We start from the raw sequence: 17,613 nt of genomic DNA, 5'->3' as shown, positions 1-17,613 counted from the left end.
ATGGACTAAACAGTTCATCGCTCTTTTTGTCAGTAAGGATTTATACTCAAGCTACCTCAAGATGAATAGTTCAGCGAGAATTCATTGCCTTTTAGCTTTCCAGCATTGCCCGATGAATTCGGCGATAGGTTATGCTTGCCGAAGCAATGTTGTAACCAATCCACAGCCAATTTAGCATCATCAGCAGGCCGATGCTTGCTGTGACAGGCGGATAGCAGAGTGAGATAGCAATACTCGCCATGCTCAGCAGGTAAAGCCGGAACTGTATCTTACTTTGTTGTCTGCTGATCAGGCTGTAGTGGTCTGGTAATAGCATCATCGCGTTAGGCTTGCTCATGGCAATAGGCTGAAGATGCAAGCTGATCAGAAATGGTACGATCTTCAGCAGCATCCCCTGGATCACACCAAGTACAAAGCCCATACCGATGAGAAGGGCAATGAAAACTTCAACGCTTCCCTGTAGCTGAATGGGTATTAATGGCAAGGCAATCATCAACAAAGAACCACAGATCAGGCTCGAATAAGCCCACTGCCAATAACTAACAACAACGTCAGGAAGCTTGCGTTTTCGATTACGAAGCCGGTTTAAGCCCGTTACGGCATACATGATGCCAACTGCTGCGATCAGTGCGCTACTGAAGTTGAGGCTAAACTGAAACACGATCGCCAAGGCGATGGAAATAAGGCCAATAACAAGCATTAAAGGCAGAGTAATACGGCAATACCGAGGAAATTCAGGCGTTACATGAAACATTGGAATGACCTGAAAGCTCACGGCCATGATCAGCAATAATACCCAACCAAATATACCTGTACTCGCATGAAAATGGGTGAGGTTCTTGCCTGTGATTGGCTGATAGCCCCAAAGATACCCAGCTAGCAGCAGCAATCCCGCAAGCAAGACGAAGGCAAGTGCCAGAGCTGCCAGCAGAATAGGAACTCGGGTCTGCTGACCTGCAGCTTGACGGATCAATACGCTCAGCAACGAAATAATGAAGTAACCCAGGCTGAGTGTTAATAATAGGAAACTGGCACCAAAGGTGGGCCAGCCAAAAAATCCCGCACTCAGTGCCAGGGTGCCTAGCACAAGACCTGTTTGCATGAGAACTAAAGGCACCGGGGGAATTTTTATGGGAGCGCCACATAAAACCGGCATGATTTGAAATAGCGATCCGATCATAATCATTGCCATCATTCCAATAGCGACAAGATGCGTTATCGCTAAAGAGGCTGGCAACCAGCGGCCCAGCCAGATATGCTCGCCTTGCCAAATCAGCAAGCCTGAGGCAATAACGGCAAATAGGGGGGCTGTCAGGTAAAAACGGATCGGCACGTCCAGCCGTGGGATGGCATCGAAGTTAAGTCCGGTCAGTCGCATCTCTATGTCTCATTAAGCTGTTAAGGGCTAGCTTGTCACCTTTGTGCCAAATCCAGATATGGTGCTTTCCTTCACCCTCTTCGGTATGGCGGTAATCAAACTGCTGCTGTTCAAGGATAGAAAACAGGGGAACGGGTTCGCGCCTGTGCTTGACGTGCAGCAGCTGACCCTGATCCAGGTTTGTGAGGATCTGACAGATCTCCTGCATCGGTTTAGGTGGTTCAAGTTCACTGACATCCAGAGTGATTACAGCGGTCATAAAGTCTGCAGTCTACATTATTATTTTGTGATAACGGGTTTGACTTTCATCTGAGCAACGAGCTCTTCACCGTTTGTAAGATGCGCATCAGACATCGGATAGAGCATTTGTTCTTCTTTCATATTGTGCTGTTGGATAAGTAGCATAGTACTTTCAACAATACCCATTGCACGATCAGTGGCATTCTCACTAATGGCTTGCTGCATTTGACTGAAAAGGGCTCTAACCATGGTATGTTCCTGGCGCATGACCATAGTTGGCCCGGAGGTCATGCCCGTTTTAGCTTCAAATTCGGGAAATAGGATCTCTTCTTCCAGATCAAAATGATGCAAGGTTTCAGCTTCGAATTGATTCCATTTGTTGCTAAATTCAGCCCAATTTCCTTGAGATAAAGGCCCTTCAGCCTCAACTAACAGGTGATCACAACTTCTGTGATGTTCAGTCATAAAATTTTTGATGGTAGCCATATGCACCTCGCGCGTTAATGATCAAATATTATTAAGGGTGGTCATTTCTTACTATAACGAATCCTAGCGCACTAAAGGTGCATGTTAAATGTCTCTTTAGTGGTAATACATATAAGCTTGATCAATATCAGCATTGACTTAGATAATTGTGTACCAGAGGAAAGTGTCAGCCAGAAGAATTGATACCCATAATATTATTGTGGTAAATGTAATGGGTGATATCGACATCGTGATACCAAATTGACCAGCGGCCTGGTTCAGCACAGCCCGCTGCTTAATTTGGTATTGTTGGAGATAGGCACATGGAAAAACTTGAAAAGGCTAAGGCATTATTTACACAGCCGTTAACCTTGGAGGAGTTGCGCAAGCTTGATCAACTTGAACGTCAAGCAACAGGAAAAGAAAGGATGTATATCGGAGCATTGTGGGATGCGGCTTATGCCGCGGTTGATCCCATCGTCTTGCATCAGGCTCGTGTAGAGGGCTTGTTGTAATTTAGCGGTTTCTAGAATACGGCAGGGAGAGCGGTACTACGTCTCCCTGCTTCTTGCTTCTGCCTCTTGTACAGATTTTTCTCCTACAGAAGATAATAAGAAAAGTAACGTATAGTTATTCACTATGCCACTACATTAGCTTTCTATAGCCACGTGGGGTGACGTTAAATTTCTGCTTAAAACATTTGGAAAAGTAATTGCTATCTGAAAAGCCACATTGCTCTGCAACTTGCTGAACAGAGCATTCGCTGTTTTCCATCAGCAACGTTGTAGCGTAATTAAGTTGAATGCCTTTTAGATACTGATTAGGTGACGTATTCAAAAACTGACGAAATATGCGTTCCATCTGACGCTGGCTGACAAATGCAGCTTTCGCAATGGCTTCGTTGCTGATATCTACAGAGGCAAAGTTCTTTTCAATAAAGGCTAAAGCGCGGCTCACTGCGAGTGTGGGCTGGGGAAGCTCTTGAGTCTGCACTTGATACATGCGAGAAAGCGTGATCACCAACTGTTGCAGCAAACTGGTTAACATCACCTCAAATCCCGGCAATGCCGATTCATACTCTCGTTTAATGCTATTAAACAGGATTTCAATGACCGGCAGTTGCTGTTTGTCCAGAGTCAGTTTCGCTTTGTATTCTGTGGTTTGCCTGGCGATGGGCTCTACCTTAAATAAGGCTTGATACCCCGGTAACTGGCGCAGCGAGGGCAATTCGAAAAAAGGCGTATCGGCATCAAACATTAAGTTGATGACTTCCAGTTTATTAACATCTTGAAAGCCATGCTCAATATCACCGTTAATCACAAACACATCGCCTTTGCTCAGCGGGTATACGCGTGAGGAGACGGTGTGATTTCCACTTCCGCTGACTACCAAAAACAACTCCGAAAAGTCATGACGATGGGCGGTAAAATCACAGTCATGATGCCCGTCGACATAAGCAAAATTAAGTTGTTGGTGCTTCTGGTGTGCCTTTAGCTGATAAGTGATGCTCATGTCGCGATTTTCCTTTTTACTGTCGGCATTTTGGTAGAATTACGCACCTCGCAAGCTTACTATTTACGCAGCGTTTAATGAACACAATTTTGCCTTTGTCGTTGATAGACATATACATTAGCGAGCAAAGGATCTGCGTTAAACAATATTCAATCCGTAAAGTTACCCAGGAACAAAGGGTGATGAGGGAGTCGCTGTCTATGAATAAAGAACAAATCAGCCAAGCACAAAAGAATCTTATTCCTGTAAGCCGTCAAGCTGCGGCAGAAGGCATTGTATTGCTAAAGCATGAAGATTCAGTTCTTCCGCTTAAACCGAGCGAAACCGTTTCGTTGTTTGGCCGTTGCCAGATTGACACCTACCGTAGTGGTACGGGCTCTGGTGGAGCGGTTAATGTGCCTTACGCGGTTTGTGCTGTCGAGGGACTTCGCGCGAACAAGGCGGTTAAATTGAACCAGACGTTAGTGGCGCTCTACGAACATTGGATTGCCGATCATCCGTTCGATGATGGCGGCGGCGGTTGGGCGGCGGAGCCATGGTTCCAACAAGAAATGCCGCTGACAAACGATGTTGTGAAGTGTGCAGCATCAACGTCTGATAAAGCGGTGATCTTTATCGGGCGTACCGCAGGTGAAGATCAAGACAATGCCGATGCCGTGGGCAGTTATCGATTAACCGAGCTTGAAGAAGATATGATCAAGAAGGTTAACCGTTACTTTGATCAAGTTATTGTGGTGCTGAACGTCACAAATATCATGGATATGGCGTGGGTGAACACCATCGACGGGCATGAGTCGATTAAAGCCGTGCTTTATAGTTGGGCGGCGGGTATGGAAGGGGGGCATGCACTGGCCGATATTCTCTCTGGTGATCTTTCTCCAAGTGGCCGCCTGACGGATTCAGTCGCGTATCGGTTGGCAGACTACCCATCTTCCGCGAACTTTGGCCGTACGGATTACAACTTATATGCCGAAGATATTTATGTCGGTTATCGATACTTTGAGACGTTCAATCCTAGTGCCGTTCAGTACGAATTTGGTGCCGGGCTATCCTACACGACGTTCAGTCGCGGGTTGGTCGGGTATTTTATTGAAAAGGAAGGTACTGAGCGTGTACTGCACTTTGATATTAACGTGCAAAATATTGGTGAGAGTTATAGCAGCAAAGAAGTGGTGCAATTATATGTTGAAGCGCCGCAAGGACTTCTTGGTAAACCTTCACGTGTGCTCGTTGGCTTTACAAAAACAGGTACGATAAAGCCGGGTGCCAGTGAAGTGGTTCGAGTTTCTGTGCCTTTAACCACCCTGGCTTCTTATGATGATAGCGGTATCACTGGGCATCGTAGTTGTTATGTGTTGGAAGCAGGGTGTTACCAGTTCCACTTGGGGGGGAGCGTGCGCTGTGCCACGCTTGTTGATGCTAAGCTTGAGTTGGATCAGCTTCTTGTCATTGAAGAGCTTAGTGAGGCACTCGCGCCAGTTAAGCCGTTTGATCGTCTTAAGCCATTTACGCGCAACAAAGATGGCTTATACGGTGAAAGTTACGAACCTGTACCATTGCGAACAGTTTCTCTTGCTGAGCGCATTCAGGCCAACATGCCTCAATCGCTCGAAGTTACTGGTGACCAAGGCATTAAGCTTACGGATGTAAAACAAGGCAAAGCGACGTTGGAAGATTTTGTCGCGCAAATGACTCCAGAGCATCTCGCAACGATTGTGCGAGGGGAAGGTATGTGCAGCCCGAAAGTTACGCCGGGAACAGCGGCGGCCTTTGGTGGCGTCTCTGACAGCTTGTTCCAACTCGGCATTCCGGTAGCGGCTGCTGCTGATGGCCCTTCCGGGATTCGGATGGACAGCGGGCATCAAGCGACACAGGTGCCTATTGGGACTTTGCTCGGTTGTACCTGGAATCAGCCTCTTAATGAGCAATTGTTCTATCTGGTTGGCCAAGAGCTGATAGCCAATCAAATTGATACCTTGTTAGGGCCTGGGATTAATATTCATCGTCATCCGTTGAATGGTCGAAATTTTGAGTATGTCTCTGAAGATCCTTTGATGACGGGCATCATGGCAGCGGCGCAAACCCGTGGCCTGAAAAAGGCAGGGGTGTCCGGCACCATTAAGCACTTTGTTGCGAATGATCAGGAAACTGCACGTGTCGATGTCGACAGTGTGATCTCTGAACGTGCGCTGCGAGAGATCCACGCTAAGCCGTTTGAAATTGCGGTGAAAGAGGGGGGCGCTTCTACCATCATGACGTCGTATAATCCGATCAATGGTCACTGGGCGGCATCAAACTACGATCTCAATACTACGCTGTTGCGCGAAGAGTGGGGTTATACCGGCATTGTAATGACCGACTGGTGGGCCAAAATGAATGACCCGATCAGGGCAGGTAAAGAAGCGAAGACGTTTACGTCATTTATGGTTCGCGCTCAAAACGATCTCTATATGGTTGTCGGAAATGATGAGGCGAAAGGCAACGTAATGGGAGACGACACATTAGAAGCGCTGAAAAATGGCACGCTAACCCTGGGTGAGTTACAACGTTCAGCGATGAACATTTGTCGCTTCATTCTTGAGGCACCAGTGATGAATCGTCCGCTTAAGGCGTATGAGCCGATCAAGACGTTTCCTGCAGAGCAAGTTGCACCAGAGATGATGGTTCAACCGATTGAAACCCCTATTGAGCTTAATACGAAAATGAACACTTCGGTTGCCATTGGTGTTGCGGAAACGGGTATTTATCAGTGCCGCGGTGCCATGAAATACGAGCGTGACTCTCTTGCGCAATCTTCTTGCAGCCTGAGTCTGAACGATGTGTTTAGTATGTCGCTGCCTATCAATGGCACAGATGGTAAGCTTGTGATGGTTGAAGGTTTACAAGTGAAGTTGGACAAAGGGTATTACAAATTGGATATTGACTTTGTAAAACCTGGGCTTGAGCTTGTGAACATTATCTTCACGCGTGCGTAATGCCGTATTGGTAACGATAATGGAATGACTTGGTTGTTTAGATGATTGAATTTTCATCTGAAACGAAGAACTGAGTTATTCTATTTTCCTACGATAAAGAGCAGTACGCCGATGGGTAACAGCGAGCGAGTCGGTAATAGAAACTGCTGAGTACCCTGCTGGCCAGGGCACGGTAAAACTCGCCATGCATAATCTGATCTGTCATGGCTTCTACGATTTCAGTTAAGAAACGCAGGCGATTCTCAATAGCGCCACTGTATTCATTGGTACGGTTGCTGGCTTAAGAGTTAATGAACGGGTTCACCAGATAGCCATTCTCAGCATGCAGTTCGATTCGATCAAAATATAGCACCATTATAAATTATTATTATCATTTTCATAAATAATGATAATTTTAAGAAATCAACCCGAAGCCATATACTCACCCCATCAAAACGAACAATGAATCAATTATCTGAATCTGGAGCAAATTATGAAAATGAATCATGTCGGAATTATGGTCGGTGACATGGATAAAGCTGTTGAGTTTTATACCAATGCTCTTGGCCTTAAAGTCGTAATGGGCAATACCAAAGTTGAAGAAGAGCGCGAAACAGCAATCGGTAGAATGTGTATTGCCGTTTTTGGCGAAGGTTTTAAAGGCTTTAATATTGCACACCTGGTCACTACTGATGGTATTGGTGTTGAGCTATTTGAAATGAAAGATCGCCAAGAGCGTCACGAAGTTGATTTCTCTCGAATCGGTATTTTCCACTTCTGCCTTCAAACGGATGACTTCCATGGTGTTATTGAACGCACTGAAAAATTTGGCGGTAAAGTACGCATGGATATTATGCGTTACCACCCAGAAGATGATAACAAACAAGCTAAAATGGTGTACTTGGAAGACCCATTCGGCAATCTATTTGAGCTTTACTCGCATACGTATGAAGAGACCTATGCGTCTGAGTATGAGTAATTAATAACACAAAGAACAATGATGAGGGCTGGCCATAAGTGCCAGCTCTTTGGTTAGTGCAAATCTCTCTTAATTGAGCGATTGATCTAAATTCACTATTTTCCTTCTAAGCTAGCTTCTTATCCCTACCTTATAAACTTAGGCTGGTGGTTACTCAAACTGGCCTCTGCTTCCCACTTAATAACCCAAAAATTCTGCCTTTATGCCTTCCTAGCCAAACATTGGCCCACACTCGCCGCATCTTAACGTAAACAATGTAAATTAAATGCCAATGATAACCATTATCAATTACATTGGTGGCATTCAGAAGAACACATTCAATTCGGGCTGTTATCCTCATGGCTTCTAAGCACAAGGCACTGGTAAACAATAAGACGTTGTTGAAAAGCAAGGCTGTTCAGATTTGGGCTCGCCGCCTGCATATCTATATTTCAATGGCATTGCTGCTTGTTGTGCTGTTTTTTGCGATTACCGGGGTCACGTTAAATCGCCCGGCTTTGTTCGTAAAAAGCCAGCCTGATATTTCACAATTAACCTTGTCATTACCGGTTGAACTGCTGAGTTCAGACGGTGGTAAATATGTACCGAATGAAAGCGCCCTGGTTAAACACTTGACGCAATACGCGCGGTTATCAGGCCAGCCATCGGCATTGCAGGTATTCACGGAAGTTGAAGACGGTGAATTACTCGAAGGTGAGATCACGATGGACTACAAAGGCCCGGGCTATAACGTTGCAGTGTTTATTGATATGACAAGTGCAGTAGCGGTCATCGAGAAAACACATTATGGCGCAGTGGCAGTACTGAATGATTTACATAAAGGGCGAAATAGCGGTGAGGTATGGAAATGGTTTATCGATATTACGGCCTTACTGATGGTGTTTTTTGTTCTGACCGGAGTGTGCCTGTTAGTGCCAAAGAAAAAGACATTTAACACCTCGCTTAAGTGGACGGTATTTGGCTCTCTTACCACGTTATTAATCTTCTTTGTTGCTGTTCCTTAAAAAGTATACGGCGCATTTGTTCCCAAAGGATTTTCCATGACATTTATCACCCATAGCCTTTTGGTTGCCGCATTGGCTTTGCCTCTTTTTGCTCAGGCTACCGCAATTCCTGAAAGCGCACATATAGAGGTGGAATTTGAGTTGCCAAAAATTGAAACCACCATGTATGCCCGTCCTTATGTTGCGGTCTGGGTTGAAAATGGCAACCGGAAATCGGTACGCACCCTTGAGTTGTGGGTCGGCAAAGATGAGTGGCTTAAAGATTTACGTAGCTGGTGGCGAAAAGTCGGCCGGTATGACCGTGAGTTGGTTGACGCCGTGACGTCAGCAACACGGCCTGCGGGTGAGTATCGTTTTGTCTGGGACGGATTAGACGACAACGGTAACCGGGTAGAGCAGGGAGACTATACCTTCTACGCTGAAGTGGTCCGTGAGCATGGTGGCCGAAATTACTTACGGCAAAAAATGCACCTAAGTGATACCGCATTTACGCATAAGGTTGCGCCGACAGAAGAAACTGGCGTTATCACGATTAGCTACAAAATCAAATAGGAAATCGAGTAATTACAATGACTAAAAAAAGTAAAGTGAAAGCACTGACCATGGCTTGTACAGTAGTTGCGGGTCTGGCAGTAACGGCTACGGCAAATGCACATCCACGCTGGGTACTTCCTTCCCACTTCACGGTATCGAAAGAAGGCGGCGATTGGTTAACTTTTGACGTGACGGCGTCACACGGTACATTTGTGTTTGATAAACCTGCAGGCAGTGAATCAGCAGTGGTTGTGATGCCCGACGGTCGCAAAGAACGGCCAAATTTTGTGATCCGCGGTAAGCGTCGCTCTATCTTCGATTTCTACTTTGAAGAAGAGGGTACGCACAAAGTCGAAATCAACAATGTACCGAGTTATTACACGCAATATAAGGCTGGCCGACGTGACACTGTTAAGTGGATGAAAGCCAGCAAGGCCGAGCGTGAAGTACTACTTCCTGAAAAGTCTCGTGATGTTGTAACTCAGCTCGGTTTCACCCGTGCAGAAAGCTACGTCACTGTGGGGAAGCCAACCGGAAAAGCCATGGAAATTGAGGGTAAATATCTCGAGCTGCTGCCGGTTACGCATCCATCCGATATTGTCGAAGGCGATGAAGTCAGCTTTCAATTTTACTATAACGGTCAACCTCAGCAGGGTGTGACTGCCGAGATCACTCGAGAGGGTACGCTTTACCGCAATCACCAGCAGCAGATTGATGTCGTGAGTGACGAGAATGGCGTGGTGACCTTTACACCTGATACGGCAGGTCGCTGGCTGATGAAAGCGAACTATAAAGGCGAGTTACCCAACAACCCATTGGCAGATATTGCAAGCGTCAATGTTCATTTTACTTTTGAAGCGTTACTTCAGTAACAACGGCTAGCTAACCTTGCTAACGACTGAACTAGCCTGTTTCAGCAGGCTATAAATCTAATTCTTATTAAGCTGTTGAGGTTTTCATGAAAAAGAGCACCAGCCTTGCTTTATTGTCTCTTACTGCACTTTTTTCTGGCACTGCAAGTGCGCATTTCCCCTTGATGAGCTGCTGGTTCGACGCCGATAAAGTGATTTGCGAAGCTGGCTACAGTGACGGGAGTGCAGCGGTAGATTATGACATTAACATGTATGACTACGATGATAATCTGATTGCCAAAGAGACTACCGATAAGCGTTCAATTGGCGAATTTACCAAACCGGAGGCTGATTTTTATTTAGTGTTTGATGCTGGCCATGAAAGTCCGGTTGAAGTCGATGTGGTTGAGATTTCAGAAAAATGAACAGCCAAACAGTTCATACCGATGATGGTGGCCGAGAAGGGAAATGGGTAGCACTTTCTATTTGTCTCATTCTGGTTATAGCCGCGATTTTACTGCCGTATCATCAGCAAATAGCCAAACAGCAATCGCTGAGTACGCATCAGGTTTTTATCAAAGACTTGGCTGCTGATGAGTTAGCAATGATTGCCGAACTTCGACTGGCCCATGAAGAAATCCGTAATTTACGCCAGGACAGTATCGAATTAGCTGGCACTGAGCGTTGGGCTGATATTGCTGAGCTCGAAGCGCTTTGGTTAGCTCCTTTTATTCAGGATAAAAGCTGGGAACGAAAAGGTAAGCATCTCTGGTCAAAGATAGCGCCAGCGATTTATCAGGGAGTACCTCAGTTAGAGAACGGTTCGGCCTCTGTTGTATTGAATTCGATGCAACAGGATCCTGAGATCTGGTTATTCCTGGATAAGAAGCTCCAGCCTGCCATTTCGGGTGACATCGTAACTGAAAAGGTTCCATTCCAACCACGGGTATTAATAGAGGCAGGTTGGAAGCAAGTTGTGTTTGCTGATAGCGAAGTGTTTTAGCAAAACAACCCTTTGTATTAATGATTCAGATTTTCAACACATGGTATTCATCATGAAATTACTATTAGAACAGTTTTTATTAAGCGTAACGTTATTTAAAAAACAGCTTATGATTAAAGCCCTGATCAAAACGGCATCGGTCGTTGTCTTTATGCTTGCTGCCGTACAGGTACAGGCTAAAGAGAAATTAACGATTGGTATTACCCTGCAGCCTTATTACAGCTATGTAAAAGCGGTTGTCGGTGACAAGGCTGAGGTGTTGCCGTTAGTGGACGAAGGCTTTAATTCCCATAACTACTTACCTCAGCCTAATGATCTGCGTCGACTGGGAAAAATGGACATTATTGTCATTAATGGCATTGGTCATGACGATTTTGCGCTGAAGGTCATCAAAGCCGCGAACCGCGCCGATCTTATCGTGATAGAAGCCAATAAAGATGTGCCGCTGTTGCCGGCAATGGGGCAATCAGTTGGTGATGGCGCGGTTAACCCTCATACCTTTGTCGGGTTGTCGACCACCATTCAGAAGGTGTACACCATAGCCAGTGAACTGGCCAAAATTGACCCCAAGAATGCGCGGGAATACCGTAAAAATGCCCGTGCCTATGCGACCAAGTTTCGCAAAATGAAGCGCGAAGCCATGCTGACCTTAGGTGACTTGAATACTGCAGGTATGACCGTTGCAACTACCCACAATGCATACGGTTATATTTTGCAAGAATTCGGAGTGGATGTTGCCGCAGTCATCGAACCCGCTCATGGTGTTGAACCGAGTGCCAGCCAGTTGCAGGGCACGATTGAGAAGATCAGAAATGCCGGTATTGACGTGCTTTTTTATGAGCTAAACATGCCGAATCGTTATGTTGAAACCATAGAACAAGCGACGGGTATACGGTTATACCGGTTCTCGCATATGACCCATGGATCGTATGCAGTGGACAAGGTTGAGACAGAGATGAAAGAAAATTTGGCGACTCTGGTTGCAGCCATGAAATTTGCGGCAATGAAGGGAGGACGTTGATTGTGGGCCCTGGTATTCGTTTACAAAATGTCGGCCTGAAATATGGCGATAACGTTATTCTGCAAGCTATTAATCATGAACTCTCCGCGGGCAAGTGTCATGTTGTGATGGGGCCAAACGGAGGCGGAAAAACGTCGCTACTACGTTCAATTCTGGGTTTGACGCCATTCTCTGGTGGTATTGAAATCCAATGGCCTGACGCGAAAGGAACAATTGGTTATGTGCCGCAAAAAGCGACTTTTGAATCCAGCCTGCCGTTTACTGTGATGGATTTTATTTTACTTAACCAGAGCCGTCATCCGTTGTTCTGGCGTAAACGAAAAAGAGAACGCGATCATGCCTTAAGTCAACTAGACCGGATTGGCATGGCTAACCGTGCCGACCGCCGAATGGGTCAATTATCTGGTGGTGAACAACAGCGAGTGTTGTTTGCGCAGGCGTTGCTTGATTCCCCGGACTTTCTGGTTCTGGACGAGCCCACGACGGGGATGGACGAACAAGGTGTTCGGTATATTGAATCGTTAATCCATGAACTGGTTCAGGAAAAAAGAACAATATTGGCGGTTCACCACGATGTGACGGCCGTTCGCCGTTTACAGGCAGAAGTACATGTTGTTAACCGTCATTTGATTGATAGTGGCGCGGTGTCTGAGGTGCTTGCTCCTGAAAAAATTGAGCGCCTGTTTAACCACTATAGTGCTGCGTCTGTTTCAGTAAATAAAACGATGAAGAAGGTCGCGTAATGGATTTAATTCGTTTTTGGGCGCAAGCGGGCGTTGATGCGGGTTGGTTGAGTGAAAGTTTTTCATATTCCTTCATGGTAAATGCTGTCGTGGCGGCATTGATACTGGGCCCGTTACTGGGCGGATTGGGGACGTTGGTTATCGCTAAGCGACTGGCATTTTTTTCAGAAGCGGTAGGGCACGCAGCATTAACCGGTATCGCGCTGGGTGTTTTGCTGGGTGAGCCGCCCGATAACCCGATCATCGGCTTATTCAGTTTTTGTATGATCTTTGCCTTACTTCTGCACTTTGTCCGAAATCGCACAAGCGTTCCTTACGACACGCTGGTTGGCGTATTTTTAGCGCTAGCATTGGCAGTGGGCGCGGCGCTATTAATGTACGTGGCACGTAAGATAAATATCCACATGCTGGAAAATGTGTTGTTCGGCTCGATCTTGACGATAACCGATTACGACTTGCTGATACTGGCTGTCAGCTGTGCATTGATTGTCCTTGTTTTAGTGCCTACGTTTAACCGTATTTTACTGACGTGTATCAGTCCTGATATTGCCCGTGTGCGCGGCTATGCGACCAATTTTTACGACTACCTGTTTGTGATGATGATTACGCTGGTCACCATTGCGTCAGTGAAAATTGTTGGTGCAGTGCTAGTGGGAGCGTTATTGCTGATCCCGGGGGCGACTGCTCGTTTGTTAACGAAAAACATGGGCAGTTTTGTCATTATGTCGGCATTTCTTGCCACGATCAGTTGCCTGATCGGCACCATCTTACCGATGGAAATGAAGCTGCCCGTGCCATCAGGCGCCGCAATCATCATTGTTTCAGCTTGCTTCTTCCTGACAGCAACGTGTTACCGCATAATCCGAAAAGGATAACGACGTGTTTAATACCATGATTAAAGTTCGACTTTTAAATACCGCTTTTGCAATAGCCACCATGAGTTGTTCTATGACTTCTTCGGCAGCAAAGGCAGAAGATATTCTAACTGCTACGCCTGTGACTTATATGTTAGCCACAGAGCTAACCAAAGGGACTGAAATTACCACTCAATATTTGCCGCCGAAACGTTTTGGCGTGTCGCGATTACCCAATTGGTTTAGCACCAAAGGGGCAGAGCTGACGGCACAAGCGGCTAAAGATGCGACAGTGGCCATTACTTTAGCTGCAGTGTGGCCACAGGACCCGCTGTTCACTCATGCCAGACAGGGCAATGTTCGTATTATCGAAATTGATGCATCCCAGGCAATTTCGCCACGTGCTCAAGGCGTTGCTGCTTTACGCCTTGAAGATGGTTCGACCTCGCTTTATGCATGGCTAAACCCGACGAACCTGACTCGAATGATTGCAATTGTGAGTCGAGACTTGCAACAAGTTTGGCCTGAACAGGCTAAAACAATTGAGCAGAATCAACAGCAACTGATGCTTGCTGTCCGTCAGTTAATCAATCAGCAACAGAAAGTGTTAATTGACGCCGAGATAGATTCGGTTGTACTGCTCTCTGAAGAGCTGGAAGATTTCGCATCAGGTAATCAATTGTTTGTTGTCGAGCGGTTTACCCATCCAGAGCTTGAATGGACGGCAGAAGACAAGCAGGCTTTATCTGAATTGCTCCATGGCGATGACTCGCTGTGGTTGCTGACCTCGAAAAAAATGAGTGCGCAGCTGAAATTAATAGTACCTGATCCAAGGCGCGTTCTAGTCGTTGACAGTGTTGATCGGTGGGGGCGAGAAGGGATCAATAAAGATAAACCGCTTAACCGCTGGCTTCTCAAATTGTAATGCCGAATGACTGTCAACAGTACCTGACTGTTGGCGGAAGGGCTTGCTTCACATGAATAGCTCAACAAAGCAGGCTAAATATGTTTTAATGTCGACCTTACAAAGGGACAGCGTTATTCAGAGCGATAACAGCTCAATTTGATTAATAAATGCTATACCTTGAATACTCTTTAGGAAAAGAAATGGCAAACGGCAAGAAATTTGATTACCGCGTAGTAGAAAAAAGAACTGGCTGGGCGGCGGAAATTATTCGACAAGTGTCAGCAAGACGAACCACTATCTCTAAGCGCCAAGCGGACTTTGCTACCGAAGCAGAAGCAACTGAATGGGCAGAGAAGGCGTTGGCTGAATTTGTACAAAGCCAAGTAGAGCGCAATAAGCGTAAGTCGCTTCAGCGCAAAGCAGTAGATGAAGTTGTTGATTCAGAAGAATTAACATCGATCTAAATCAACTATTTGTTGTTATTGCTGAAAACCTTAGGCTGGATAAGCCTAAGGTTTTTTTGTATGTGCCTTAGCTATTAGGAAAAACTGGAGGCCATATACTTAAGTCGTGTGGTGCAAATATCAGTTTATGCATGGTTCGTTTATCTGACATCTCCCCTTGTAGTCAGCGATCCCATCCAGAATCAACTGTTGCCATAAAAATCCATCCATCTATTCAAGTGCGTGAATCAGCTTTCGTGGTAGAAGTCTGTTTTTACAAGATTTTTGCTATGACTCACAAATTAATTTCCCTATAATTCAGTGCAATGGAGTTGATGCTATGATGCATCGCGTTTAGTTGCGCTGCTGGGATTTAGCTATCTTTGGCGGTAGCGTGTCAATTACTATTATTTGTCTAATGGACTGATTACTCCACTATGATGCAATCCGGCAACATGGGTATAGATTTGAGTAGTTTTGATATCCGCATGCCCGAGCAATTCCTGAATATTTCTCAGGTCGGTTCCGTTTTCTAACAGCCTGGTAGCAAAAGAATGCCGGAATGTGTGGCAGCCGGCCTGCTTAACCACTTCGGCTTTAAATATTGCTTTCTTAACGTATGATTGTAGCGTCCGATCTGTAATATGGTGGCGCATTTTTCGGGAAGATCGCGGATCAATGCTGAGCTCTCTGGCCGGGAAAAGGTATTGCCAGCCGATTTGTTTCGCCTTGCCCGCGTATTTTCGGCTTAGAGCATATGGAAGATATACTTCACCAAACCCGTTGCGGAGATCTTGATTATGCAGACTTCGAACATGGTTCATCTGTTCATGAAGTCCATCGTGTAGTGTTTTAGGAAGTAATGTCTGTCGGTCTTTATTTCCTTTACCATTTCTAACGGTTAATGAACTCGTCTTCAAATCAATATCCTGAATGCGAAGTCGTAACGATTCATTGATTCTCAGACCGCTTCCGTACATTAGTTGCGCTGCAAGCTGATAGGGTAACGGTATATGTGCAATAACAGCTTTAGCTTCTTGATGGCTAAAGACTACTGGTAATTTGGTCTTCTTTGTTGCTCGTTTAAAGCTAAGCTGTTCGGTATTTTGATGCAGAAACTCTCGGCATAGAAAAACAAGTGCATTGAGCGCTGTCTTTTGTGTATTTGGCGAGACATTCATTTCAACAGCCAGGTGATCAAGGTATCGATGAATGTGCTCAGCATTAATCTCATTGCGCGCAGTATAACCTTGGTAATAGATAAAGCGTTTTACCCAGTGTATGTATGTTTTTTCTGTTGTATAGGCAAGCCCTCTAGAACGGATGAAAGCCCGAAACTGATGAAGAAAATTATTTGAATTGATGTTTATCGGTGGTGGCACATCCATTTTATAAACCTGTTAATCTATACAGTGTTTAGTGAGGATAGTGAACAGGAGGTGTGGTTACAATTTTGATTTACTTTTGTTTCGTATATTTCTGCATAGTTCAAAGATTGTTGGAAATGTCATATGAATCAATTTCATAGGAAGTGATGAGTTTGAACGGATATATGATCTTAGATCGCATATTTTCTTTATTATATTGTTAATAACGTTAGTTATGCCATTGGTTTTTATTGTGTAATGGCAGAATTGAGCGTAATGAGATAAACGAGCAGAATATACGATCTTGGTTCGTTGAATAAAATGTTATGTGCAAAATGGAGGTTTCACATGATTAGGAAAGCAAGGCTAAGTGATTGCCTTGATTTAGCAGCTTTGTCACTACAGGTTTGGCTGCACACATATGCAACCCACGGGCTGCGTGCAAAGATTTCGCATTATGCTCTGTCGACGTTTACAGAGCATCACTTCCAGCAACTTTTAAACAACCCTGCATGGCAAATATGGGTTTACATACGAGAAGATCATCTTGTTGGCTTTATCGCTGTTGATTTGGACTCAAACTTTAATAATGAAAATCATGGATATGAAGTCACAAAATTATATGTGTCTGAGCATTTTCAGGGACAGGGTGTTGGTAGAAAATTGCTTGATGAAATTAAAGTTCAATATGGTGCTTCATTTTGGTTATCTACTTGGGTAAACAATCACAAAGCTATCGATTTTTATCGAAACTTAGGCTTTAAACTTGTTGGTGAATTAAATTTTGACCTTGAGGGTGAGTTACATGAAAATCATGTGCTCTCATACACAAGCACATAACAAAGCAATCAAGGTGACCCGTTACACTCGGCATTTTTGGTTTGGAGTTCAGTGTGCTTGGCTGGTTCAGAGTTGGCACACCTTATTGCGGGCGTTAAATGTGGGCGCGTAGTATTTTGTCGGTTCCGTGAGCCGCAATTTTGACATTGTTGGTTGTGGATATTTTCTCGCAAATTGCGGTGATGCTTTCGCGCATGAAAATAAACTTCAGTGTCGTATACCAGAAGTTCAGTGATCTTTCGGCTTTTTGGTTTACCGCAATCACCGCCATTAAGTCAGCAAATTGGTCTCAACGGCTTGCCGCAATCGAAATTTTCACGGTGGAGAATTTAATCCGTATAAATTGCGGCATTGAAGTTCGGCAAAGGATAGTTTTGCGAACCGGTGCCTTTGGCTTCGGTGCATGTCGCTGAAATTTGGTCTAAGTTATTGAGTTGGCAGCGTGTTGTGAAGCCCACACTTAACAATGCCATCAAGGTGATGCCTTACACTCGGCATTTTTGGTTTGGAGTTCGTGC

Annotated in this window: 19 protein-coding genes and 1 pseudogene; 14 read left to right on the top strand and 6 right to left on the bottom strand. The window is 45.2% G+C overall.

Annotated features, from left to right (window positions below):
* Positions 1-91 precede the first annotated feature (91 nt).
* Genes AC2204_RS14525 through AC2204_RS14515 form a run of 3 tightly spaced genes read right to left on the bottom strand, consistent with a single transcriptional unit; the run spans position 92 to position 2,104 of the window.
* Positions 92-1,378, bottom strand: coding sequence for a hypothetical protein (locus AC2204_RS14525; protein WP_318926396.1), 1,287 nt, complete (start codon positions 1,376-1,378; stop codon positions 92-94).
* Positions 1,359-1,637 (bottom strand): DUF2249 domain-containing protein, encoded by a 279-nt coding sequence (locus AC2204_RS14520; RefSeq protein WP_318926395.1) that lies wholly within the window; start codon positions 1,635-1,637, stop codon positions 1,359-1,361. The genes AC2204_RS14525 and AC2204_RS14520 overlap by 20 nt, the downstream gene beginning before the upstream one ends.
* 20 nt (positions 1,638-1,657) lie before the next feature.
* Positions 1,658-2,104, bottom strand: a complete 447-nt coding sequence (locus AC2204_RS14515; protein ID WP_318926394.1) for a hemerythrin domain-containing protein — start codon at positions 2,102-2,104, stop codon at positions 1,658-1,660.
* Positions 2,105-2,406: 302 nt separating this feature from the next.
* On the opposite strand from AC2204_RS14515, the gene AC2204_RS14510 reads away from it, so the two are divergent.
* Positions 2,407-2,598, top strand: coding sequence for a hypothetical protein (locus AC2204_RS14510; RefSeq protein ID WP_318926393.1), 192 nt, complete (start codon positions 2,407-2,409; stop codon positions 2,596-2,598).
* Between the two features lie 130 nt (positions 2,599-2,728).
* On the opposite strand, the gene AC2204_RS14505 is transcribed toward AC2204_RS14510, so the two are convergent.
* Complete coding sequence (locus AC2204_RS14505) at positions 2,729-3,595, bottom strand: helix-turn-helix domain-containing protein (RefSeq protein ID WP_318926392.1); 867 nt, start codon at positions 3,593-3,595, stop codon at positions 2,729-2,731.
* Between the two features lie 200 nt (positions 3,596-3,795).
* Here AC2204_RS14505 and AC2204_RS14500 point away from each other — a divergent pair, with 200 nt between their 5' ends.
* A complete protein-coding gene (locus AC2204_RS14500; RefSeq protein ID WP_318926391.1) occupies positions 3,796-6,570 on the top strand; it encodes a glycoside hydrolase family 3 protein in 2,775 nt (924 codons plus the stop codon).
* Between the two features lie 190 nt (positions 6,571-6,760).
* Here AC2204_RS14500 and AC2204_RS14495 read toward each other — a convergent pair.
* Positions 6,761-6,913: pseudogene (locus AC2204_RS14495) on the bottom strand (oxidoreductase); the annotation flags it as partial.
* A gap of 129 nt (positions 6,914-7,042) precedes the next feature.
* On the opposite strand from AC2204_RS14495, the gene AC2204_RS14490 reads away from it, so the two are divergent.
* The 11 genes from AC2204_RS14490 to AC2204_RS14440 all read left to right on the top strand — a co-directional run bounded on the left by AC2204_RS14490 (position 7,043) and on the right by AC2204_RS14440 (position 14,909).
* Positions 7,043-7,528, top strand: a complete 486-nt coding sequence (locus AC2204_RS14490; protein WP_318926390.1) for a VOC family protein — start codon at positions 7,043-7,045, stop codon at positions 7,526-7,528.
* A 338-nt stretch (positions 7,529-7,866) separates the two neighbouring features.
* Positions 7,867-8,532: a PepSY-associated TM helix domain-containing protein gene (locus tag AC2204_RS14485; protein ID WP_318926389.1), complete on the top strand. Its 666-nt coding sequence runs from the start codon at positions 7,867-7,869 to the stop codon at positions 8,530-8,532.
* Positions 8,533-8,568: 36 nt separating this feature from the next.
* A complete protein-coding gene (locus AC2204_RS14480; protein ID WP_318926388.1) occupies positions 8,569-9,084 on the top strand; it encodes a DUF2271 domain-containing protein in 516 nt (171 codons plus the stop codon).
* Positions 9,085-9,101: 17 nt separating this feature from the next.
* Positions 9,102-9,938: a DUF4198 domain-containing protein gene (locus AC2204_RS14475; protein WP_318926387.1), complete on the top strand. Its 837-nt coding sequence runs from the start codon at positions 9,102-9,104 to the stop codon at positions 9,936-9,938.
* Between the two features lie 86 nt (positions 9,939-10,024).
* Positions 10,025-10,342: a hypothetical protein gene (locus AC2204_RS14470; RefSeq protein WP_318926386.1), complete on the top strand. Its 318-nt coding sequence runs from the start codon at positions 10,025-10,027 to the stop codon at positions 10,340-10,342.
* Positions 10,339-10,920 carry a DUF6162 family protein gene (locus AC2204_RS14465; RefSeq protein ID WP_318926385.1) on the top strand — a complete coding sequence of 194 codons (582 nt, stop codon included), beginning with the start codon at positions 10,339-10,341 and terminating at the stop codon, positions 10,918-10,920. Before AC2204_RS14470 ends, AC2204_RS14465 begins: the two co-directional genes overlap by 4 nt.
* Positions 10,921-11,071: 151 nt before the next feature.
* Positions 11,072-11,941, top strand: coding sequence for a metal ABC transporter solute-binding protein, Zn/Mn family (locus AC2204_RS14460; protein ID WP_318926515.1), 870 nt, complete (start codon positions 11,072-11,074; stop codon positions 11,939-11,941).
* Complete coding sequence (locus AC2204_RS14455) at positions 11,941-12,684, top strand: metal ABC transporter ATP-binding protein (RefSeq protein WP_318926514.1); 744 nt, start codon at positions 11,941-11,943, stop codon at positions 12,682-12,684. The genes AC2204_RS14460 and AC2204_RS14455 overlap by 1 nt, the downstream gene beginning before the upstream one ends.
* A complete protein-coding gene (locus tag AC2204_RS14450) occupies positions 12,684-13,559 on the top strand; it encodes a metal ABC transporter permease (protein ID WP_318926384.1) in 876 nt (291 codons plus the stop codon). Before AC2204_RS14455 ends, AC2204_RS14450 begins: the two co-directional genes overlap by 1 nt.
* 16 nt (positions 13,560-13,575) lie before the next feature.
* Complete coding sequence (locus AC2204_RS14445; protein ID WP_413466710.1) at positions 13,576-14,463, top strand: metal ABC transporter substrate-binding protein; 888 nt, start codon at positions 13,576-13,578, stop codon at positions 14,461-14,463.
* Between the two features lie 182 nt (positions 14,464-14,645).
* Positions 14,646-14,909, top strand: a complete 264-nt coding sequence (locus AC2204_RS14440; protein ID WP_318926383.1) for a DUF3622 domain-containing protein — start codon at positions 14,646-14,648, stop codon at positions 14,907-14,909.
* Between the two features lie 386 nt (positions 14,910-15,295).
* Here AC2204_RS14440 and AC2204_RS14435 read toward each other — a convergent pair whose 3' ends face one another.
* Positions 15,296-16,276 (bottom strand): integron integrase, encoded by a 981-nt coding sequence (locus tag AC2204_RS14435; RefSeq protein ID WP_318926382.1) that lies wholly within the window; start codon positions 16,274-16,276, stop codon positions 15,296-15,298.
* Between the two features lie 327 nt (positions 16,277-16,603).
* Here AC2204_RS14435 and AC2204_RS14430 point away from each other — a divergent pair, with 327 nt between their 5' ends.
* Positions 16,604-17,095 carry a GNAT family N-acetyltransferase gene (locus AC2204_RS14430; RefSeq protein WP_318926381.1) on the top strand — a complete coding sequence of 164 codons (492 nt, stop codon included), beginning with the start codon at positions 16,604-16,606 and terminating at the stop codon, positions 17,093-17,095.
* Positions 17,096-17,613: the final 518 nt, after the last annotated feature.

This window comes from Photobacterium sp. (assembly GCF_057456235.1).
The sequence above is the reverse complement of the archived record's forward strand: the minus strand, read 5'-3'. Positions and strand labels throughout refer to the sequence as shown.

Excerpts from the sequence above, each read along its gene's own strand:
- AC2204_RS14525 (WP_318926396.1), bottom strand. The coding sequence starts at position 1,378 with ATGCGACTGACCGGACTTAACTTCGATGCCATCCCACGGCTGGACGTG.
- AC2204_RS14520 (WP_318926395.1), bottom strand. The coding sequence starts at position 1,637 with ATGACCGCTGTAATCACTCTGGATGTCAGTGAACTTGAACCACCTAAA.
- AC2204_RS14515 (WP_318926394.1), bottom strand. The coding sequence starts at position 2,104 with ATGGCTACCATCAAAAATTTTATGACTGAACATCACAGAAGTTGTGAT.
- AC2204_RS14510 (WP_318926393.1), top strand. The coding sequence starts at position 2,407 with ATGGAAAAACTTGAAAAGGCTAAGGCATTATTTACACAGCCGTTAACC.
- AC2204_RS14505 (WP_318926392.1), bottom strand. The coding sequence starts at position 3,595 with ATGAGCATCACTTATCAGCTAAAGGCACACCAGAAGCACCAACAACTT.
- AC2204_RS14500 (WP_318926391.1), top strand. The coding sequence starts at position 3,796 with ATGAATAAAGAACAAATCAGCCAAGCACAAAAGAATCTTATTCCTGTA.
- AC2204_RS14490 (WP_318926390.1), top strand. The coding sequence starts at position 7,043 with ATGAAAATGAATCATGTCGGAATTATGGTCGGTGACATGGATAAAGCT.
- AC2204_RS14485 (WP_318926389.1), top strand. The coding sequence starts at position 7,867 with ATGGCTTCTAAGCACAAGGCACTGGTAAACAATAAGACGTTGTTGAAA.
- AC2204_RS14480 (WP_318926388.1), top strand. The coding sequence starts at position 8,569 with ATGACATTTATCACCCATAGCCTTTTGGTTGCCGCATTGGCTTTGCCT.
- AC2204_RS14475 (WP_318926387.1), top strand. The coding sequence starts at position 9,102 with ATGACTAAAAAAAGTAAAGTGAAAGCACTGACCATGGCTTGTACAGTA.
- AC2204_RS14470 (WP_318926386.1), top strand. The coding sequence starts at position 10,025 with ATGAAAAAGAGCACCAGCCTTGCTTTATTGTCTCTTACTGCACTTTTT.
- AC2204_RS14465 (WP_318926385.1), top strand. The coding sequence starts at position 10,339 with ATGAACAGCCAAACAGTTCATACCGATGATGGTGGCCGAGAAGGGAAA.
- AC2204_RS14460 (WP_318926515.1), top strand. The coding sequence starts at position 11,072 with ATGCTTGCTGCCGTACAGGTACAGGCTAAAGAGAAATTAACGATTGGT.
- AC2204_RS14450 (WP_318926384.1), top strand. The coding sequence starts at position 12,684 with ATGGATTTAATTCGTTTTTGGGCGCAAGCGGGCGTTGATGCGGGTTGG.
- AC2204_RS14445 (WP_413466710.1), top strand. The coding sequence starts at position 13,576 with ATGATTAAAGTTCGACTTTTAAATACCGCTTTTGCAATAGCCACCATG.
- AC2204_RS14440 (WP_318926383.1), top strand. The coding sequence starts at position 14,646 with ATGGCAAACGGCAAGAAATTTGATTACCGCGTAGTAGAAAAAAGAACT.
- AC2204_RS14435 (WP_318926382.1), bottom strand. The coding sequence starts at position 16,276 with ATGGATGTGCCACCACCGATAAACATCAATTCAAATAATTTTCTTCAT.
- AC2204_RS14430 (WP_318926381.1), top strand. The coding sequence starts at position 16,604 with ATGATTAGGAAAGCAAGGCTAAGTGATTGCCTTGATTTAGCAGCTTTG.